The sequence below is a fragment of the Paractinoplanes abujensis genome (assembly GCF_014204895.1).
Classification (GTDB): Bacteria; Actinomycetota; Actinomycetes; order Mycobacteriales; family Micromonosporaceae; genus Actinoplanes; species Actinoplanes abujensis.
The window spans coordinates 3,271,723-3,290,617 of the sequence record NZ_JACHMF010000001.1; the positions used below are offsets into that span (position 1 = coordinate 3,271,723).

The window sequence follows — 18,895 nt, forward strand, 5'->3', positions numbered from 1 at the left end:
CGGGCACAGCGGAGCAACACCTCTCGAAGGTGACGTCGGTGGGGGGTGGGTCAGCTGATCAGCGAGGGCTGCTGCGTGCTCGTCGTGCGCCGCGCGACCGAGGCCAGGATCTCGGCCGAACGCACCGACGTGTTGGACAGCAGCGACGACGAAATGCCGTGCGTGTGCTCGGTCCCGCCCTGCAGATAGACCCCGGCCCGTACGCGGGGACCCAGGTCCACCCGGTAGTCGCGGGCCACGACGACCTGACCGGCCTCGTCGCGCCGGCACTCGGCGGCCAGGTCGCCCAGCAGCGCGGCCGGGTCGGGCTGGCGGTAGCCGGTGGCGAAGACCACGGCGTCGGCCTCCAGCACCTGCCGCTCTCCGGTGATCATCGACTCGACCACGGTGTGCACCTTGTCGCCCAGGCGGACGGCCTCGGTCACCTTGGACACGTTGAGCAGCCGCAGCCGCTCCTCGCCGCGCACCTTCTCCTGATAGACCCGGCGGGACAGGTCCTCGATCAGGTCCTGGTCGACCACCGAGTAGTTGGTGTTGCCGTGGTAGTCGAGCATCATCTGCTTGACCTGCGCGGGCGCCGCGAAGAAGTCGTCCACGGCGGCAGGGTCGAAGATGCGGTTGGCGAAGGCGCTGTCGTCGGCCGGGCTGTAGCCGTACCGGGTGATCACCGCATTGACCTCGGCCTGCGGGAACTCGCGGTGCAGGTAGTCGACGGCCTCGGCCGCGCTCTGCCCGGCGCCGACCACCACGAACCGCTTGGACGAGGGGGCCTCGACCTTGAGCCGCTCGGCGCTGGGCAGCAGGTCGCGGGTGTGCCAGATGCGGTCGTCGGCGGTCACCCCGTCGGGCAGCCGCGGCGTGAGGCCGGTGCCCAGCACCAGGTTGCGGGCCCGGTGCACCAGCGGCTCGGCGGCGCCGGTGACGTCGGCCGAGACCACGTCGAACCACGCCACGTCGCCGTCGTGCAGCACGGGCCGGATCGCCACGACCTCACGGCCGTACGTGACGTCGCCGTCGACCAGCTCGGCCGCCCACTGCAGATAGTCGTGGAACTCCATGCGGGACGGGAAGAAGTTCTTCTGGTTGATGAAGTCGATCAGCCGGTCCCGGCTCTGCAGGTAGCACAGGAAGCTGAAGTCACTCTTCGGATTACGCAGGGTGACGAGGTCTTTGAGGAACGAGACCTGCATCGTCGCGTCCTCGAGCAGCATCCCCCGATGCCAGCCGAATGCCCGTTGGCGCTCCACGAAGGCGGCGGTGACCGGGGGCGTCCCCGGCGTGCGCCGGCGCTCCGCGTTGTGTTCGGCGACCGCGATCGCCAAGGCCAGATTGGACGGACCGAACCCGACGCCGACCAGATCAAGAACGGACCGGTCGCCGTCGAAAGGTTCCTCTGACATACGTGTCCCATCACGTGGGCCGGGCATGCCCGGGGCGCGGATTCGACAGCCTTGTGAGCTGCGGGTACTCACACGAATACCCTGTGTGCCCAAGTTAGGCAAGGCTAACTATAGTACGATCGCCATCGATCGTGAACACCCGGCCGGACGCCGTCCACCAGGGACGGTGACAACGAGGAGGACATCGCCCATGCGGGTCACCATGTTCGGATACCAGACCTGGGGGCACCGCACCCTGCAGGCGCTGCTCGACTCCGAACACGAGGTGACGCTGGTCGTCACCCACCCCAGGAGCGACCACGCGTACGAGAAGATCTGGGACGACTCCGTGGCCGGCCTGGCCGAGCAGCACGGCGTGCCGGTGATCCTGCGTAACCGGCCCGACGACGACGAGCTGCTCGAGGCGCTCCAGGCGGCCGCCCCGGACGTCATCGTGGCCACCAACTGGCGCACGTGGATCCCGCCGAGCATCTACACGCTGCCCCGGCTGGGCACGCTCAACGTGCACGACTCGCTGCTGCCGGCCTACGCGGGCTTCTCACCCCTGATCTGGGCCCTGATCAACGGCGAGAAGGAGGTGGGAGTGACCGCGCACATGATGGACGAGACCCTCGACGCGGGCGACATCGTGCTGCAGCGCGCGGTCCCGGTCGGCCCCCGCGACACCACGACCGACCTGTTCCACCGCACGCTCGAGCTGTTCGGGCCGATCACCGTGGACGGCCTGGCCCTGCTCGCCTCGGGCCGCACCGACTGGGTCAAGCAGGACAGGTCGAAGGCCAGCTTCTTCCACAAGCGGGCCGACGAGGACTGCCGCATCGACTGGGGCTGGCCCGCGGAGGACCTCGACCGCCTCGTGCGGGCCCAGTGCGAGCCCTACCCGAGCGCGTACACCTACCATCGGGGCCGCCGGCTGGAGATCCTCGCGGCCGAGGTGTCGACCGGCGTCTACGGCGGCACGCCCGGGCGCATCTTCTACCGCGAGGGCGACGGCGTCGCGATCGTGGCCGGTGCCGACGCCCGCCACGGCCGCAACCACGCCCTGCTCGTGACCCGCGTCCGCACCGACGACGGCAGCGAGCTGGCCGCCCACGACTACTTCACGTCGATGGGCGGCTACCTCACGAACCAGGTCTAGATGAACTCGCTGCGGTAGTCCGCGGCGAGCTCGGCCGCACGGCGGCGGCGCTGCATCAGCTCGTCCTGAGTGAGCTGCGGCGGCGGGGCGTCCGCGCCGGCGATGACGTCGCCGATGCGCAGGAAGTACTCGTCCTGGCCGGCCGGGGTGCACATGCAGAGCATCCGGGCCGGCGCGCCGGAGACGTTGCGGAAGTTGTGCGGCGCGTTGGCCGGGATGTTGATCGTCGACCCCGCCCGTACGGTGTGCTTCTCGCCGCGGAACATGAACTCGATCTCGCCTTCGAGGATCGTGAACATCTCCTCGAAGTCGTGCCGGTGCGGGGGCGGGCCGCCGCCGTCGGGCACCCGCATGTCGATCAGGCAGTACCGGCCGTTCGTCTGCTCGCCGGTGATCAGCATGGCGTACGTGTTGCCGACCAGCGAGACGTAGGTCGTGCCCGGATCGCCGGGGTCGGCCACGGTCAGCGACCGGGACAGATCATCGTCGGGAATCATGCGGCGGCCCCGACCGTGACGACGACCTTGCCGCCGGGCAGGGTCCCCGCGAGGGCGTCGGCGTGCACGGCGGGCAGCTCGGCCAGGGGCACCCGCCGGGCCACCTCGACCCGCAGCTCACCCTTGTCGACCAGCCCGGCCAGGTGAGCCAGCTGGTCGGCGTCGCTGCGCACGAAGAGATCGATTCCCCGTACGCCGCGGGCCTCATCACTGGGGGCGGGCATCCACACCGTGGTGTTGACCAGGACGCCGCCGTCGCGGATCAGCCCGGCCAGCGCGGCCAGCTGCTCGGGGGCGACCGGGGCCAGGTTGAGCACCACGTCGACCGGCGCCACCCCGCCGGTGCCGTCGTGCCCGACGACCTCGTCGGCCCCGGCCGTCCTGACCCGCTCGGCGCTGCGCGGACCGGCCACCCCGATCACGTACGCCCCGGCCTGCCCGGCCAGCTGTACCGCGTAGTCGCCGACCGCACCGCCGGCGCCGTTGACCAGCACGCGCTGCCCGGCCGTCAGCCCGGCGTGGTCGAACAGGGCCTGCCACGCGGTCAGGCCGACCGTCGGCAGCGCGGCCGCGTCGGGCAGCGGGATGCTCGTGGGCGCGGCGGCCAGGATCTCCGCCGGGGCCAGCACGTACTCGGCGGACGCGCCGGTGCCGGTCATGGGCAGGAAGCCGATCACCCGGTCGCCCGCCGCGACGCCCTCGACGCCCTCGCCCAGCGCGTCGACCGTGCCGGAGACGTCGATGCCGGGGGTGTGCGGCAGCGCCACCGGGATCGGACCTTGCATGAAGCCGCCGCGGATGTTGCCGTCGACCCCGTTGAACGACGTGCCGGCGACCCGGATCCGCACCTGCCCGGCGCCCGGCTCGGGCCGCCCGACGTCCTCGTAGCGCAGGACGGACGGGTCGCCGTACTCGTGGAAACGCACTGCCTTCATCGGATCCTCTTCCTCGACGTCAGATGCTTTGAACTCGAAGCACTTCCCGAGCATACGACGCTACGAATTCGTAGCAACCGTTTGTGAGCGACGCCTCAACCACTGCGCCGGCCCGGCCCGTTCAGCCTGACCCGAACCGGCGGCCGGATGAAGGCCATACCTATCCAGGGACTGACAGTCCGAGGATGCAGGAACGACGGACCGGATCGACGGACGTTGTATCGTCTCGCGCGTGACTGATCCACTCCTTCCGGGCGATCCGGCCGAACTGGGCGGCTACCGGCTGCTCGGGCGGCTCGGCCAGGGCGGCATGGGCGCGGTCTACCTCGGCCAGGACCCCGGTGGCCGGCGGGTCGCGGTCAAGGTGATCCGGCCCGAGCTGGCGCCCGACACCGAGTTCCGGGCCCGGTTCCGCAGCGAGGTCAACCGGGCCCGTCAGGTGCCGCCGTTCTGCACGGCCGAGGTGCTCGACGCCGACCCCGACCACCCCACGCCCTACCTGGTGGTCGAATACGTGGACGGGCCCAGCCTGGCCGAGGTGATCGCCCGCAACGGCGCGCTGACCGGAGGCAGTCTGCACAGCGTGGCCGTCGGGGTGGCCACGGCGCTGGCCGCGATCCACGGCGCGTCGGTCATCCACCGCGACCTCAAGCCGAGCAACGTGCTGCTGGCGCCGGGCCTGCCCAAGGTCATCGACTTCGGCATCGCCCGCGCGTTCGAGGCGACCAGCCGGCACACCCGGACCGATCAGATGGTCGGCACGGTGGCCTACATGGCCCCCGAGAGCATCGACGACGAGCACTTCGGCGCGGTCGGCCCGGCGGCCGACGTGTTCGCCTGGGGGGTGGTCATCGCGTACGCGGCCACCGGGCGCACCCCGTTCCGGGCCGACTCCCCCACCGCCACCGCGGCCCGGATCCTGACCCAGCCGCCCGACCTGACCGGGGTGCCCGAGCCGTTGCGCGGTGTGGTCGCCCGCACGCTGGCCAAGCCACCAGCCGACCGGCCCACCGCCCAGGAGCTGCTGCGACTGCTGCTCGACCTGGACGCCGGCGACAAGACCGAGCTGATCCGGCCGGAGTTGCTGCAGGCGGCCGCGGCCGCCCAGCGCCGCCGCGGCGGCCGTCCGCGCCGGGTACGCCGGGCCGTGCTGGCCGGCGCGGCCGTGCTGGCGCTGGGAGCGGCGGGGCTGTTCGTCACCCACTCGCGGAGCGGGCAGTCCGAGGCCGCCACCGTGGCCGCGCCCACCTGGCAGCGGGCCGAGGACGGCCTGGCCCTGACCGACCGCCTCGACCGGCCCGGCCAGTGGCGCGAAACGCTCTACGACGCCGAGGGCCGCTGCGTCTTCGCCAACGGGCGGCTCGAAGCGGCCACCGGCATGGCCGCCGTCTACCGGTGCCAGGGGCCGCCCGACACGTTCACGAAGGACCAGGCGATCCGGGTCGGTGCGGCGATCCTCACCCCGAAGGCGTGCGCGGGCGTCTGGTTCCGTACGAACGGGAAGAACGCCGCCCTGCTGTCGCTCTGCGAGACCGAGGTGCGGCTGGGCGTGGACACCGCCGACGGCGTCACCCGCGAGGTCAAGGCGGCCGTGCCCGCGGTGGAGCCGGCCCGCGTACGGCAGGTCGAGGTGCTCGTGCGGGGCACGACGGCGACCGTGGCCGTGGACGGCGTGGTGCGGCTGACCCAGCAACTCGGCAAGTCGACGCCGTCGGCCGGCCGGGTCACGTTCGGCGTGCTCGACGACGCGATCGGCGGTGCCGCGCGGGCCGCGTTCACCGGGGCCGAGGTGGTGGCGGTCGGGGCCCCGGCGCCGGGCGCGAGCGGGCCCCGGCCGACGTTCACCGACCTCACCCGGGGCGACGCCACGTCGGTGGTCACCCTGCACTCGTACGACGCCGGGCGCGCGTCGGCAGTGGTCGAGCCCCTGCTCTTCATGACCGGCGAGGCCTACTGCCGGACGTTCAAGATTCCCCGTACGGACGGCCGGTGCACCTACCACGCATACGTCACCGAGGACAGCCACACCAAGGTCGCCGTCCCGATCGCGCCCGGCGTGAAGTACTTCACATGGGAGGCACCCAACGGCGACGTCTGCATCAAGGAGGCCGCGAAGGGCGGGGTCTGCCCGATGACTGCGCCCGAGTTCGCCCGGTGGTTCAGCGACAACAAGGACAGCGGCGAGACCATGGTCGCGGTGACCGTCGAAGGCGGCGCGGTCACCCGGATGGCCCTCGTCTACACGCCGTGAACGCCGCGGGCGGCTAAATTGCTGGGATGGACGGATATATCCAGGCGACGCTGACCAAGGCGGAAAAGGGCGGGGCGCACCCGGCCGAGCTGGCGGCGCTGCGCCGGCGCCTCGAGCAACTCGACGAGCCCCGCGCCGGCCTGCTCCCCGGCTCCGAGCTCGAGCCGCTGCGCGACGTGACCGATCTGGAGCAGCTGCCCGAGCCGCCGGCCGAGCAGGCCCGCGAGATCCTCGACCGGCTGGTGGTGGTCAAGCTCAACGGCGGGCTCGGCACCAGCATGGGCCTGACCGGGCCCAAGTCGCTGCTCGAGGTCAAGCCGGGCACGAGCTTCCTCGACGTCGTGGCCCAGCAGGTGCTGGCCGTCCGCCGGCAGTACGGCGTCCGGCTGCCGCTGTTGCTGATGAACTCGGTCATCACCCGCGGGCCGTCGCTGGCCGTCCTCGACCGCTACGACGAGCTGCGCGAGCAGGACACGCCGCGCGACTTCCTGCAGGGCCGCGAGCCCAAGCTGCGCGCCGACGACCGGCAGCCGGTGGAGTGGCCGGCCGAGCCGGAGCTGGAGTGGTGCCCGCCCGGGCACGGTGACCTCTACACCGCTCTGGCCGCCACGGGCACCCTCGATCGGCTGCTCGACGCCGGGCTGCGCTGGTGTTTCGTGTCGAACTCGGACAACCTCGGAGCCACTGTCGACGTCCGCATCGCGGCCTGGATCGCCGCCCACGAGATCCCGTTCGCGATGGAGGCCGTCCGCGGCACCGCCGCCGACCGTAAGGGCGGGCACCTGGCCCGGCACGACGGCCGGGTCGTGGTGCGGGAGACCGCGCAGGTGCCCGAGGGCGACGACTCGTTCGGCGATGTCGAGCGCTGGCGCTACTACAACACCAACAACCTGTGGATCGACCTGCGCGCGCTGCACGACCTGCAGGCCGCGGACCCGGCGGCGCCCGCGCTCCCGCTGATCGTCAACCGCAAGACCGTCGACCCCAAAGACCCTTCCAGTACGCCGGTGATCCAGCTCGAGACGGCGATGGGCGCGGCGATCGGGTCGATCCCCGGTGCGCAGCCGGTGCTCGTGCCGCGCACCCGGTTCGCGCCCGTCAAGACCACCGACGACCTGCTGGTGGTGCGTTCGGACGCCTACGAGCTGACCGACGACGGCCGGATGGTCCCCACGTACGACGGCCCGGGCCCGGTCGTGACGCTCGACCCGGAGCACTACAAGCTCATGCCCGGCTTCGAGAAGCGGTTCCCGGCCGGCCCGCCGTCGCTGCGCGGGGCCACCCGCCTGGTCGTCGAGGGCGACGTCACGTTCGGTGCGAACGTGGTCGTGACGGGTGAGGCCGCGGTGACCGGCCCGCGGCACATCGACGACGGCGCCACCCTCTAGATTCATCCCATCATCCCATGATTTGCTGGCGGGGTGACCACGACCGTCTCCGCCCCACCCCGGCTGCACCGCGGCATCCTGCTCGCCGTCGCCCTGACCGCCCTCAACCTGCGCACCGCCGTCACCGGGTTCAGCGTGCTGACCGGCGAAGCCGGGGCCGACCTGCGGTTCGGGCCGGTGGTGACGGGCGCCATCGGCACGATCGTGACCGCCTGTTTCGCCGTGGCCGCGTTCGCCGCCCCTCCCCTGGCCCGCCGCCTCGGGCTGGAACGGGCGGCGGCGATCGCGGTCACCGCCACCACCGCCGGCATCCTGCTGCGGGCCGTCGCCTGGTCGCCCAGCTTCCTGATCGTGGCCACCGTGATCGCCTTCGCCGGGGTGGGCGCGTCCAACGTCATCCTCATCCCGATCGTGAAGCAGCACTTCGGCGAGCGGCTGCACACGATCAGCACCATGTACATGGTGTTGCTGCAGGTCGGGCAGCTGGCGGCGCCACTGCTGGCGCTGCCGCTGGCGCACGCCTACGGCTGGCGCGTGGCCGCGGGCGGCTGGGCGGCCGTGACCGCGGTCGCGGCGGTCCTCTGGTTCGTCACGGTCCCGTTCTCCCGCGGCAGCGCGGCGCCGGCTCCGGCTCCGGCGGCCCCGCTGTCCTGGCGGACCCCGCTCGTGCTGGGCCTGATCGGGCTGATGGCGATGACCACCCTGCACGTCTACACGCTGGTCACCTGGTTCCCGGCCATGCTGGAGGACGCCGGGCTGAGCTCGACGGCGAGCGCGCTGCTGCTGTCCTGGTTCGCCGGGCTGGGCCTGATCGCCGCCTTCGTCGTGCCCCCGCTGACCAAGCGCCTGCGCAGCCCGTACCCGATCGTCGTGGTCTGCGCGGCCCTGATGGCCATGGGCTATGCGGGCATGCTGACCGCCCCGGCCGCCGGCGCGTTCGTCTGGGCCACGGCCTTCGGCCTCGGGGTGAGCACGTTCCCGCTCTGCCTGACCCTGATCGGCGCCCGCGCGGCCGACCCGCAGAGCGCCTCCCGGCTGTCCGGCCTGGTGCAGGGCGTCGGCTACGGCATCGGCTGCGCGGGCCCGCTCGCCCTGGGCGCGATCCACCAGGCCACCGGCGGCTGGAACGCCACGTACGGGCTGCTCGCGGCCACGCTGCTGATCACCCTCGGCGCCGGCTGGGCCGCGTGCCGGCCGGTTAGGCTGCAGCGTGCCCATTGATCGCGCCGGCCTCGGCACCCAGGTCACGGAGCTGTTCCGGGCCCAGATCACCGAGGGCGCCTGGCCCGTCGGCAGCAAGATCCCGACCGAGCCCGAGCTGGTCGAGTGGAGCGGCGCCGGCCGCAACACGGTCCGCGAGGCCGTCGGCTCGCTCGTGCAAGCCGGCATCCTGCGGCGCGAGCAGGGCCGCGGCACCTTCGTGGTGTCCACGTCCGAGCTGCGTTCCTCGGTCACCCGGCAGGCCGCGGTCACGTCCCGCCGCGACAGCCTGGAGCTGCGGCTGGCCCTGGACGCCGCCTCGGCCCGGATCGCCGCCACCCGCCGCACCCCGGCCGACAACGACCACCTGCGCAGGCTGCTCGACGACCGCACGGCCGCCTGGACCTCCGACGACCTGCACGAGCGCGTACGGGCCGACTCGGCCCTGCACCGCGCGGTGGTCGCGGCCACCCACAACCCGCTGCTGCAGGACGTCTACGAAGGACTGCTCGGCGTCTTCGAGGAGGTGCAGCTGCACGACGTGGCGGGCGCGACCGACGACCTGGCCCAGCTGCACGCCGACCTGGTCGCGGCCATCGTCGCGGCCGACCCCGACCGGGCCGCGGCCACCATGTCGGCCCTGCTCCAGCCGATGATCAACCAGGAGTCGCCATGACGAACCGGGCCCTCACCTTCGGCGCGATCGCCCAGGCCTACGAGCGGTTCCGCCCCGGCTATCCCCCGGAGCTGCTCGACGTCGTCGCCGGCTACGCCGGCCGGCCGATCACCGCGGCCCTCGAGATCGGCGCCGGCACCGGCAAGGCGACCCGCCTGCTCGCCGGGCGGGTGGGCACCGTGACGGCGGTCGAGCCCGACGAGGCCATGCTGACCGAGTTGCGCAAACACGTGCCCGCCAACGTCGAGACGGCCTCCGCCACGTTCGAGAGCTTCCGGCCCCGCCGCCACTACGACCTGGTCTACGCGGCGGCCGCCCTGCACTGGACCGAGCCGCACGGCCGCTGGCAGCGCGTGGCCCGGATGCTCGGGCCCGGTGGCGTCTTCGCCTCGTTCGGCGGCCCGCTGCGCCTGGCCGACCCGGCCCTCGACGAGGCCGTCAGCCGGGCCCGCCGGCCCTTTCTGGACAGTGACGACGCCCCGATCCCGGCCGGTCCGTGGCCCGACGACGAACTCCGGGCGTCGCCGTGGTTCACCGACGTCCAGCCGTTCACCATCGAGCGCCGCCTGTCGGTGAGCGCCGCCGACTACGTCGGTCACCTGTCGACGGTGTCGGCCTACTTGGCGCTGCCGCTTCCCGTACGGGAGCGGGTGTACGAAAGCGTCGCGCGGGTGCTGCCCGCCACGGTCGATCTCGTCGCCGACATCACCGGCGTCCTCGCCCGCTCGGCCCGGGACGGAGACGGTCAGCCGGGGCACGCCTGACCCATCGGAGCGGGGGCGCTTAGGCTGCGGGCATGGTGGTCACCTCCGGCCCGGACCGGGCGCGGGCCGGCGGGCTCGGGCTGCTGCAGGTCAGCGCGGCCGGGGTGTTGTGGGGCACGGGCGGCCTGGCGGTCACTCTGCTGCACGAGCGCGACGGGCTCGGCGCCATGACCGTGAGCGCGTGGCGGATGCTGCTGGCCGCCGTGGCGCTGGCCGGGTTCGCCGCGCTGACCCGGCGTACGGCAACCGCACGGGAACTGCTGCGCCGGCGCCCCGGCCGGACCATCGCCGTGGGCTGCGGCACCGCGGCCTATCAGGGTCTCTACTTCGTGTCGGTGCTGCTGGCCGGGGTGAGCGTCGCGACAGTCGTCTCGCTGGGGCTCGCGCCGATCCTGGCCGCGGTCCACGAGCACGTGCGGGCGGGCACCCGGCCCGCCCTGCGCCAGGTCGCGGTGCTGCTGGCCGCGCTGATCGGACTCGTGCTGATCAGCGTGACCGCGGGTCACGGCACCGGCGGCGGCGACTCCCCCTACCTGGGGCTGGCCCTCGCCGTGGCGGCCGGCATCACGTACGCGGCCACCACCGTGCTGGGCCACTCCCTGGCCCGGCGCACCGACCCGGTCACGCTGACCACCTGCACCACCACCGTCGGCGCGGTGGCCTTGGCTCCTTTCCTGGTGATCGCGGCCGTCGCCGGGCAACCGGCGGCCGGCACCAGCCTGCCGTCGCTGGCCCTGCTCGCCTATCTCGGCCTGGCCACCATGGCCCTGGCCTACGGCCTGCTCTACGCGGGCCTGCGCACCACCAGCGGCTCCGCGGCCACGATCGCCACCCTGCTCGAACCGGTGGCGGCCGCCCTGCTCGCCGCCACCCTGCTCCACGAGCGCCTGCCCTGGCCCGCCGTCGTCGGCGGCGTCCTGATCCTGGCCGCGGTGGCCGCACTGCGCCCCGCCCGGCGCGGGTGACACGCCGACCCTACGATGATCGCCGTGAATCGACGTCCATGGTGGTCGCTCCCGGCGATCGCGCTTCTGCTGTCCGCGTGCGGCACCGGGTCCGGGAAGGCACCCGCCGAGGCGCCGGTGTCCCTGCCCGCCGTCAGCGGGAAATGCTCGTACGTCACCGTCGAGGAGATGCTCCAGGCGACCGGGCTGCCCGCGGTCAAGCCGGTCGAGACGACCGAGGGTTGCGGCTACCTGTACGACCCGGCGGCGGTGATGCCGCCCTTCTACACCGACATCGAAGCGATCGATCACTACGAACCCATGCCGCCGGCCGTGGTGATCCTCTACTCCGACACGGCCTACTCCATCGAAGGCACCGAGAAGAGGATCGCCGACCCGAAGCTGCAACCGGTGCCCGGAGTGGGCCAGGGCGCGGTCTGGTCGGAGGACGCGCCGGAGCGCATCCACGAACTCGACGTGCGCACCGCGGGCGGCACGCTGCGCATCATGCTCGATCAGGACGCGCAACTGCGCACCGACGACCTCAAGGAGATCGCCGTCGCCATTTTCCGCCACGCCGAGCCGCGGATCGCCTGAGGCCCGTTCGCCGGCTGGGACGGGGCTGCGGCCGTCCCAGCCGTGAACCGCACTAGCGTCCGCAGGGGAAGCGGGCCACGCCGGCCGCCATCCGGATGCCGCCGAGGATGTGGGCCAGCAGCAGCCGGTCGGTGAAGTATTCGGCCTTGTGGCCCATCGCCGTGTAGAAGGCCCGCCCGCCGTCGTACCGGTGGCACCACGAGATCGGGTGGTGCGGGCCCATGCCGGGTGACCCCTCGGGTTCGCTGTAGCCGCGGGGGTCGTACGTGCTCTCGTCCACCTCGGCCAGGACCCGTACGGCGCCGCGGGGGTTGGTCCGGAAGTTGTACCACTCCTCCTCACGCACCCACCGGCGCGGCAACGGCCGGGTCGCGGCCGTGTCGTGGGCCAGGACCTCGACCGTGGCCGTCTGGAACTGCGGGTTGACGCCGCCCGGGTGGTCGCGGAAGTAGGCGCCGACCAGGCCGCCGTACCAGGCCCAGTCGTACTCGGTGTCGGAGGCGGCGTGGATGCCCGCGTAGCCGCCGCCGGCCCGGATGTACCGCTCGAACGCGCCCTGCTGCGCGGCGTCGAGCACGTCGCCGGTGGTGCTGAGCCAGATCACGACGTCGTAGCGGGCCAGGTTCCGGTCGGTGAACGCCGTGGCGTCCTCGGTCGCGTCGACGCGGAAGTGGTTGCGCGCGCCCAGTTGCTTGATCGCGGCCACCCCGGCCGGGATCGAGTCGTGCCGGAAGGCCGCGGTCTTCGAGAAGACCAGGGCGCTGAATCGTGGGTGTCCCGATGCCGCGGCCGGGCCGGTGGGAACGCTCAGCCCCGCCACCACCAGGATCGCGGCCAACAAGAAACGTCTCATAACCCCTCCTCAGATCGAAGGGTATGACTTTCGGTCAGCGACGGGAAGGCGCCGGGAGCAGCGCGGGCAGGTCGGCCATGCTCGTGAAGATGTGATCGGCTCCGGCGTCGAGCAGCACTCTCGGCGGGTGATGAGCCGGGCTGCCGGGCGGGCAGTAGCCGAAGACGGTCGCGCCCGCGGCCACGCCGGCCATGACACCCGGCACTGTGTCCTCGACGACCGCCGCCCGTACGGGGTCGATGCCCAGATGCGCCGCGGCGGCCAGGTAGACGTCGGGCGCGGGCTTGCTGTGCGGCTGGTCCATGCCGCTGAACATCTTGCCCGCGAAGACCTCGTCCAGCCCGACCTTGTGCAGCTGCAGCTGGACCTTGCCCAGGTCGGCGCCGCTGGCGCAGGCGATCCGCCCGCCCATCGCCGTGTCGATCGCGTGCACGGCGGCCACCGCCCCTGCGATGGGCCGCAGCGACGCCGCCAGCGCCTCGTTGCGGCGGCGGCGGAACTCGGCCAGCCACTCGGCGGTGACCTCGAACCCGGTGTGCGCGGTGATGACGGCGGTCTCGTCGCTCAGCGCGCGTCCGACGAACAGCTGGAAGCAGTCCTCGGCGCTGATCGCCCAGCCCAGCTCGTGGAGCATCGCCCGGAGCACCCCGTTGGTGATGCTCTCCGAGTCCACCAGGACCCCGTCGCAGTCGAACAACACGCCGTCGAACATCCCGCGACCCTACCCGGCGTCACAGGGTCGTCGTGCCGCCGTCCGCGACGAGCTCGAACCCGGTGGTGTAGGTGGCCTCGAAGGCCAGGAACACCGCGGCCCGGGCGATCTCGTCCGGGGTGCCCATGCGTCCCATCGGGTTGGTGGCCGCGAACCCGGCGACCATCTCGTCCGCCACCGCGGCCGGCAGGTTGCGGTGCAGGATCCCGGTGTCGGTGCCGCCCGGGCTGATCGCGTTCACCCGTACGCCGCGGGGCAGCAGCTCACGGCCGAGCGTGCGGGCCAGCGACCGCAGCGCGGCCTTGCTCGCCGAGTAGACGCTCATGTTCGGCATGCCCAGCTCGTCGGCCACCGAGGTGGTGAACACCACACCGGCGCCCTCCGCGAGCAGCGGGAGCAACCGCTGCAGCGTGAAGAACGGGCCTTTCACGTTGGCCGCGAAGACCTGGTCGTACGCGTCCTCGGTCGTCGCCTCCAGCGCCGACGAGCTGCCCGGGATGCCCGCGTTGAGGAACACCGCGTCCAGCCCGCCGAGGGTTTGCCCGACCTGCCCGGCCAGGGCGTCGATGTCCGCCGGGGAGGTGATGTCGCTGCGCACGGCGATGACGTCCGCGGCCGGCGCGCCGCCGCTGCGGCTGGTCACCATCACCTGGGCGCCGCCGTCCGTCAACCGGCGGGCGATCGCCCATCCGATCCCGCTGCTGCCACCGATGACCAGGACGCGTTCTCCGTCGTATTTCTCCATGCCGTCCATGCAAGCCGGTGCGGGCCCGGGCCGTCCAAGACCTGCTCGGCAACCCGTCATGCACCGGGCGCATGAGTACGCTGCAAGGGTGTCCGTGCCCGGCTCCGACCTCGACCTGCGCCTCGTCGGCTACTTCACGGTGGTCGCCCGCGAGGCTAATTTCGGCCGGGCCGCCGCGGTGCTGCACGTGGCGCAGCCGTCGCTGAGCCGCCAGATCCAGCGCCTCGAGGAGCATCTCGGCGTGCGCCTGTTCGACCGCACCCCGCGGGGCAGCCGGCTCACCCCGGCCGGCCGCGCGTTCCTGCCCCGGGCCGAGGCTCTGCTCACCGCCGCGCGGTCCGCCGCCGCGGCGGCGCGCGACGCGGCCGGCCCGGCCGAACTCACCGTCGGCTACGTGGGCGACCTGGTCGTCACCGAGGCCGTGCGCGGTCTGCGGCGCCGGCACCCGGCGGCCCGGATCCGCACCCGGCACGTGGGTCTGCTGGATGCCCGTGCGCTCACCGATCGGCGGGTGGACGCCCTGGTCACCCGGGCCCCGCTGCCTTACCCGGCCGATCGGCTGCACCTGGCCGACCTCTGGGCCGAGCCCCGCGTGCTGGTCGTCGAGCAGGGCCACCGGCTGGCCGGCAAGGAGTCCGTCCGGGTCGGCGACCTCGCCGGTGAGCCCTTCCCGCTGTGCCCGTCCGCGGTCCCGCCGTGGAACAGCTTCGACCGCCTCGAACCGCGGCCGGACGGTGCGCCGGTGCTCGACGCGCCGTCCGACTACGAGTCCTTCGAGGACAAACTGGACATGGTGGCCGAGGGCCGGGCGGTGCTCGTGCTGGGTCGCAGCGACCGCCGCCCGGCGTTACGCCCGGGTCTGACCACCGTGCCGATCGAGGACGCCGCCCCGTCGCGGGTCGTCCTGGTCACCCGCGCCTCCGACGCCAATCCCCTGATCGCCGACTTCCACGCCCTTCTGCGCTGACGTCCCGCGGCGCCGCCCCGAGCCTCCGCGGCGTCCTCTCAACTCACGTCCGAATGTGCCGGGTGAGCTGCACGTGATCCTGTTCGAGGAGCGCTCGGCTCCAGGGCCGTCCTCAGGATCTCCCGTACGTCGGAGACCACGTGCACGGTCAGCGCCTCCAGCACGTCCTGCGGCACCTCGTCCAGGTCGGGCTCGTTGCGCTGGGGCAGGAAGACCTCGGTCAGCCCGGCCCGCTGCGCGGCGAGCAGCTTCTGCTTGACACCGCCGATCGGCAGCACCCGCCCGGTCAGCGACACCTCACCGGTCATCCCGACCTCGGCCCGTACGTTCCGCCCGACCAGCAGCGACACCAGCGCGGTGGTCATCGTGACCCCGGCCGACGGCCCGTCCTTGGGCACCGCACCCGCGGGCACGTGCAGGTGGATCGGGTGGTCGAGCTGCTCGGGCGAGATGCCCAGCTCCTCGGCGTGGGCCCGCACGTAGGAGAGGGCGATCTGCGCCGACTCCTTCATCACGTCGCCCAGCTGACCGGTGACCGACAGCCCGCCCTTGTCGCCGGGCAGCAGTGACGCCTCGATGAACAGCACGTCACCGCCCATCCCGGTCACAGCCAGGCCGGTGGCCACCCCGGGCACCGCCGTCCGCTCGGACGACTCCGGCGTGAAGCGGGGGCGCCCGATCAGGTCCTTGAGGTCGCCGGCGTCGACGGTGACGGGCAGATCCTTGAGGGCCGCCTTGCGGAACGCCTTGGCCAGCAGACGCTCGAACGACCGCACGCCGGCCTCCCGCGTGTAGTTGGCGGCGATCTCGCGCAGGGCCTCCTCCGTGACGGTCACCTCGCCCGTCTGCAGCGCGGCCCGCTCCAGTTGCCGGGGCACGAGGAAGTCGCGGGCGATGGCCACCTTGTCGCTCTCGGTGTAGCCGTCGATCGAGATGAGCTCCATCCGGTCGAACAGCGCCTGCGGGATCGTGTCCAGCACATTCGCGGTCGCGATGAACAGCACGTCGGACAGGTCGAGGTCCAGGTCGAGGTAGTGGTCGCGGAACGTGTGATTCTGCGCCGGGTCGAGCACCTCGAGCAGGGCCGCCGCGGGGTCGCCGCGGTAGTCGCTGCCGACCTTGTCGACCTCGTCCAGGAGCACGACCGGGTTCATCGAGCCCGACTCCTTGATGGCGCGCACGATGCGGCCGGGCAGAGCGCCCACGTACGTACGGCGGTGGCCGCGGATCTCGGCCTCGTCGCGCACGCCGCCCAGGGCCACCCGGACGAACTTGCGGCCCAGGGTGCGGGCGACGGACTCGCCGAGGGAGGTCTTGCCGACGCCGGGCGGGCCGGCCAGCAGGATCACCGCGCCCGAACCCCGGCCGCCGATCTTCTCCAGGTGCCGCGACTCGCGCCGGGCCCGCACGCCGAGGTATTCGACGATGCGGTCCTTGACCTCGTCCAGGCCGTGGTGGTCGGCGTCGAGCACGGCGCGGGCCGCCGCCAGGTCGGTGTTGTCGGTGGTGCGCTCGTTCCAGGGCAGGTCGAGCACGGTGTCGAGCCACGTGCGGATCCAGCCCGCCTCGGGGTTCTGGTCGCCCGCCCGCTCGAGCTTGCCCACCTCGCGCAGCGCGGCCTCCCGCACTCCGTCGGGCAGGTCGGCCGCCTCGACGCGGGCCCGGTAGTCGTCGTTGCCCTCGGCCTGGTCCTCGCCGAGCTCCTTGCGGATGGCCTTGAGCTGCTCGCGCAGCAGGTATTCGCGGTTGCGCTTCTCGACCGACTCGCGGACGTCGTGCTCGATCTTGTCGCTGACCTCGGACTCGGCCAGGAAGTCGCGGGTCCACTCGATCAGCCGCTCGAGGCGGGCCTCGACGTCGGGCGTCTCCAGCAGGTCGCGCTTGCGGTCGTTGGTCAGGTAGGGCGCCCAGCCGGCGGTGTCGGCCAGGTCACCGGGGTCGTCGATGGCGCTGACGGAGTCGATGACCTGCCACGCCTCGCGGCGCTGGAGCACCGAGACGACCAGCTTCTTGTACTCGGCGGCGAGCTCGCGGGCGTGCTCGGTGGGCGCGACGGCCGCGACCGGCTCGGCCTCGACCCACAGCGCCGCGCCGGGACCGGTCACGCCGCTGCCGATGCGGGCGCGTTCGCCGGTGCGCAGCACGGCGGCGGGGGTGCCGCCGCGGGACTTGCCGACCTGCTTGACGCTCGCGACCACACCGTGGGACGCGTAGCGGTCCTCCAGGCGCGGGGCGATGAGCAGCTCGGAGCCGGCCGAGGTGCGGGCCGCGTCAACGGCGGCCTGGGCCGCCTCGTCCAGCTCGACCGGCACGACCATGCCCGGCAGCAGGACGATGTCGTCTAGGAACAACACGGGGAGTCGTTTGGTGGCCACCCGGCACCTCCGAAAGGTTGAGTATGAGCGGCTCAACCTCGGGGCCTTCGCGGATCTTCCGGCGTTCACTGCGAGCGAACACGAGCGGGCATCGATCCTGGTCAAAACCTCGATGGCCGCCGTTCCGCTAGGGTGTCCGCCATGCTGAGCAGACGACTCCGTCTCCCGCTGGTGTTCGCCGCCGCGGCGGTCACTGCGGGTGGCGTCTTCGCCTTCGCCCGCTGGTCACCCGCGGAAACCAAGCCCGTGAGCAGCACCGCTGCCCCCACGACGGCCGCCGTGACCTCGGCAGCGCCATCACCCTCAGCAACCGTCAGCGTCGCCCCCAGCCTCGGGCCGGCCGTGTACCTCACCTCGCCGCCGGCGCCGAAAGCGACGGCCGCCGCGGTCAAGGTCGACATCCACGTCGACTGCAAGAAAGGTGACGACGGTAACAACGGATCTTTGGCCAAGCCCCTGAGGAGTGTCGACGCCGCGACGTCGCGGTCGCTCGACGCGGGCACGGTCGTCGGGCTGGCCCGCGGGTGCAGCTGGCAGACGCTGGTCCGGCTCCGTGGCGACGGCACCAAGGCCAAACCGATCAAACTGACCGCGTACGGGTCGGGGGCGCTCCCGGTCATCAACGGCGGCCGGGCCGACGACGAGAGCGTCGTGCTGCTGTCGGGGGCTTATCAGGTCGTCGAGAACATCCGGGTCACCAACGCGCTGAAGAACGGCATCGTGGTGCACGGCTCGAACAGCGGCGTGCGCTCCACCGTGGTCGACGACGCGGGTGTGGGCGTGCAGTTCCGGGCGGCCGACACCTTCGCCGACAAGGTGACCGTGCGCGACCTGCACATGATCAAGGACACTCCGGGCGGCGACGACGACTACGGTGCGGTCGGCTTCCTGGTCGAGGCGCACAACGTCGAGATCGGCTACAGCAGCTGCACCGACTGCCGGGCCCCGAGCCAGGACTACGGGCACGACGGCGGGTTCGTCGAGGTGTGGAACTACGCCGACAACCTGGACGTGCACCACAGCAAGGGCTCGAACACGCAGGGCGTGCTGGAGATCGGCGCCGACCAGCCCGACTCGTCGGCCAACAACATCCGGATCCGCAACAACACGTTCCGCAACGCGCACGGCGGCATGGTGCTGCACACCGACAACAACTTCGCCATCGCCTCCGCCAAGATCTCCTTCACCGGGAACACCATCTCCAGCACCGGCTCCCAGGACCCGCCCATCCTCGACGGCGACCTGAGCCACGTGACGTTCGAGGGCAACACGGTCACCACGGCCAGCTTCGTCGCCCACCGCACGCCGGCCAGCCACCGTTGCAACAGCCTCTACCTCAAGGGCGGGGCCGAGGTGGGCTACCAGCGGCACAGCACCGAGAAGGTCAACGGCAAGGCCTCCTGCTGACCGTCCCGCGATCAGCGCGACACAGCAGCAGGCCGCAAGCCGTAGC

General features: G+C 72.3%; 17 protein-coding genes. 10 read left to right on the top strand and 7 right to left on the bottom strand.

Features of this window, described 5'->3' with window-relative positions; translation table 11 throughout:
* Positions 1–50: 50 nt before the first annotated feature.
* Entirely contained in the window at positions 51–1,400 is a 1,350-nt protein-coding gene (locus tag BKA14_RS14755) for a lysine N(6)-hydroxylase/L-ornithine N(5)-oxygenase family protein (protein ID WP_184951502.1), read from the bottom strand.
* A gap of 190 nt (positions 1,401–1,590) precedes the next feature.
* Between BKA14_RS14755 and BKA14_RS14760 the strand changes: the two genes are divergently transcribed.
* Positions 1,591–2,538, top strand: coding sequence for a methionyl-tRNA formyltransferase (locus BKA14_RS14760; RefSeq protein WP_184951503.1), 948 nt, complete (start codon positions 1,591–1,593; stop codon positions 2,536–2,538).
* Here BKA14_RS14760 and BKA14_RS14765 read toward each other — a convergent pair.
* Together BKA14_RS14765 and BKA14_RS14770 are read right to left on the bottom strand one after the other, a co-directional pair.
* Positions 2,535–3,035, bottom strand: coding sequence for a cupin domain-containing protein (locus tag BKA14_RS14765; RefSeq protein ID WP_184951504.1), 501 nt, complete (start codon positions 3,033–3,035; stop codon positions 2,535–2,537). The two genes, BKA14_RS14760 and BKA14_RS14765, sit on opposite strands and share 4 nt — an antisense overlap.
* On the bottom strand, positions 3,032–3,970 hold the full coding sequence (locus BKA14_RS14770; protein ID WP_184951505.1) for an NADP-dependent oxidoreductase: 939 nt from the start codon (positions 3,968–3,970) through the stop codon (positions 3,032–3,034). Before BKA14_RS14770 ends, BKA14_RS14765 begins: the two co-directional genes overlap by 4 nt.
* Positions 3,971–4,202: 232 nt before the next feature.
* Here BKA14_RS14770 and BKA14_RS43950 point away from each other — a divergent pair, with 232 nt between their 5' ends.
* The 7 genes from BKA14_RS43950 to BKA14_RS14805 are packed head-to-tail and all read left to right on the top strand — an operon-like array spanning position 4,203 to position 11,790.
* Complete coding sequence (locus BKA14_RS43950; protein WP_239093256.1) at positions 4,203–6,221, top strand: serine/threonine-protein kinase; 2,019 nt, start codon at positions 4,203–4,205, stop codon at positions 6,219–6,221.
* Between the two features lie 26 nt (positions 6,222–6,247).
* Complete coding sequence (locus BKA14_RS14780; protein ID WP_184951506.1) at positions 6,248–7,609, top strand: UTP--glucose-1-phosphate uridylyltransferase; 1,362 nt, start codon at positions 6,248–6,250, stop codon at positions 7,607–7,609.
* Positions 7,610–7,642: 33 nt separating this feature from the next.
* Entirely contained in the window at positions 7,643–8,830 is a 1,188-nt protein-coding gene (locus BKA14_RS14785; protein ID WP_184951507.1) for an MFS transporter, read from the top strand.
* Complete coding sequence (locus BKA14_RS45040) at positions 8,820–9,485, top strand: FadR/GntR family transcriptional regulator (RefSeq protein ID WP_184951508.1); 666 nt, start codon at positions 8,820–8,822, stop codon at positions 9,483–9,485. The genes BKA14_RS14785 and BKA14_RS45040 overlap by 11 nt, the downstream gene beginning before the upstream one ends.
* Positions 9,482–10,249 carry a class I SAM-dependent methyltransferase gene (locus BKA14_RS14795; RefSeq protein ID WP_184951509.1) on the top strand — a complete coding sequence of 256 codons (768 nt, stop codon included), beginning with the start codon at positions 9,482–9,484 and terminating at the stop codon, positions 10,247–10,249. The genes BKA14_RS45040 and BKA14_RS14795 overlap by 4 nt, the downstream gene beginning before the upstream one ends.
* A gap of 32 nt (positions 10,250–10,281) precedes the next feature.
* Complete coding sequence (locus BKA14_RS14800; RefSeq protein WP_184951510.1) at positions 10,282–11,214, top strand: DMT family transporter; 933 nt, start codon at positions 10,282–10,284, stop codon at positions 11,212–11,214.
* A 24-nt stretch (positions 11,215–11,238) separates the two neighbouring features.
* A complete protein-coding gene (locus BKA14_RS14805) occupies positions 11,239–11,790 on the top strand; it encodes a hypothetical protein (protein WP_184951511.1) in 552 nt (183 codons plus the stop codon).
* 52 nt (positions 11,791–11,842) lie between these two features.
* On the opposite strand, the gene BKA14_RS14810 is transcribed toward BKA14_RS14805, so the two are convergent.
* The 3 genes from BKA14_RS14810 to BKA14_RS14820 are packed head-to-tail and all read right to left on the bottom strand — an operon-like array spanning position 11,843 to position 14,100.
* The gene (locus tag BKA14_RS14810; protein ID WP_184951512.1) at positions 11,843–12,643 is read right to left on the bottom strand and encodes a ThuA domain-containing protein; all 801 of its coding nucleotides are present in this window, start codon (positions 12,641–12,643) and stop codon (positions 11,843–11,845) included.
* Between the two features lie 34 nt (positions 12,644–12,677).
* A complete protein-coding gene (locus BKA14_RS14815) occupies positions 12,678–13,355 on the bottom strand; it encodes an HAD family hydrolase (protein WP_184951513.1) in 678 nt (225 codons plus the stop codon).
* A 19-nt stretch (positions 13,356–13,374) separates the two neighbouring features.
* The gene (locus tag BKA14_RS14820) at positions 13,375–14,100 is read right to left on the bottom strand and encodes an SDR family oxidoreductase (protein ID WP_184951514.1); all 726 of its coding nucleotides are present in this window, start codon (positions 14,098–14,100) and stop codon (positions 13,375–13,377) included.
* Between the two features lie 88 nt (positions 14,101–14,188).
* On the opposite strand from BKA14_RS14820, the gene BKA14_RS14825 reads away from it, so the two are divergent.
* The gene (locus tag BKA14_RS14825; RefSeq protein WP_203722572.1) at positions 14,189–15,067 is read left to right on the top strand and encodes a LysR family transcriptional regulator; all 879 of its coding nucleotides are present in this window, start codon (positions 14,189–14,191) and stop codon (positions 15,065–15,067) included.
* Positions 15,068–15,105: 38 nt separating this feature from the next.
* Here BKA14_RS14825 and lon read toward each other — a convergent pair whose 3' ends face one another.
* On the bottom strand, positions 15,106–17,385 hold the full coding sequence (gene lon, locus BKA14_RS14830) for an endopeptidase La (RefSeq protein ID WP_221477767.1): 2,280 nt from the start codon (positions 17,383–17,385) through the stop codon (positions 15,106–15,108).
* A gap of 198 nt (positions 17,386–17,583) precedes the next feature.
* Here lon and BKA14_RS14835 point away from each other — a divergent pair, with 198 nt between their 5' ends.
* Positions 17,584–18,849: a right-handed parallel beta-helix repeat-containing protein gene (locus BKA14_RS14835; protein ID WP_184951517.1), complete on the top strand. Its 1,266-nt coding sequence runs from the start codon at positions 17,584–17,586 to the stop codon at positions 18,847–18,849.
* Positions 18,850–18,895: the final 46 nt, after the last annotated feature.

What these genes read in the sequence shown, in the direction of transcription:
- lon (WP_221477767.1), bottom strand. Translation starts at nt 17,385, where the DNA reads ATGGTCGTGCCGGTCGAGCTGGACGAGGCGGCCCAGGCCGCCGTTGAC.
- BKA14_RS14755 (WP_184951502.1), bottom strand. Translation starts at nt 1,400, where the DNA reads ATGTCAGAGGAACCTTTCGACGGCGACCGGTCCGTTCTTGATCTGGTC.
- BKA14_RS14765 (WP_184951504.1), bottom strand. Translation starts at nt 3,035, where the DNA reads ATGATTCCCGACGATGATCTGTCCCGGTCGCTGACCGTGGCCGACCCC.
- BKA14_RS14780 (WP_184951506.1), top strand. Translation starts at nt 6,248, where the DNA reads ATGGACGGATATATCCAGGCGACGCTGACCAAGGCGGAAAAGGGCGGG.
- BKA14_RS14760 (WP_184951503.1), top strand. Translation starts at nt 1,591, where the DNA reads ATGCGGGTCACCATGTTCGGATACCAGACCTGGGGGCACCGCACCCTG.
- BKA14_RS14770 (WP_184951505.1), bottom strand. Translation starts at nt 3,970, where the DNA reads ATGAAGGCAGTGCGTTTCCACGAGTACGGCGACCCGTCCGTCCTGCGC.
- BKA14_RS14835 (WP_184951517.1), top strand. Translation starts at nt 17,584, where the DNA reads ATGCTGAGCAGACGACTCCGTCTCCCGCTGGTGTTCGCCGCCGCGGCG.
- BKA14_RS14800 (WP_184951510.1), top strand. Translation starts at nt 10,282, where the DNA reads ATGGTGGTCACCTCCGGCCCGGACCGGGCGCGGGCCGGCGGGCTCGGG.
- BKA14_RS14795 (WP_184951509.1), top strand. Translation starts at nt 9,482, where the DNA reads ATGACGAACCGGGCCCTCACCTTCGGCGCGATCGCCCAGGCCTACGAG.
- BKA14_RS14820 (WP_184951514.1), bottom strand. Translation starts at nt 14,100, where the DNA reads ATGGAGAAATACGACGGAGAACGCGTCCTGGTCATCGGTGGCAGCAGC.
- BKA14_RS14815 (WP_184951513.1), bottom strand. Translation starts at nt 13,355, where the DNA reads ATGTTCGACGGCGTGTTGTTCGACTGCGACGGGGTCCTGGTGGACTCG.
- BKA14_RS14810 (WP_184951512.1), bottom strand. Translation starts at nt 12,643, where the DNA reads ATGAGACGTTTCTTGTTGGCCGCGATCCTGGTGGTGGCGGGGCTGAGC.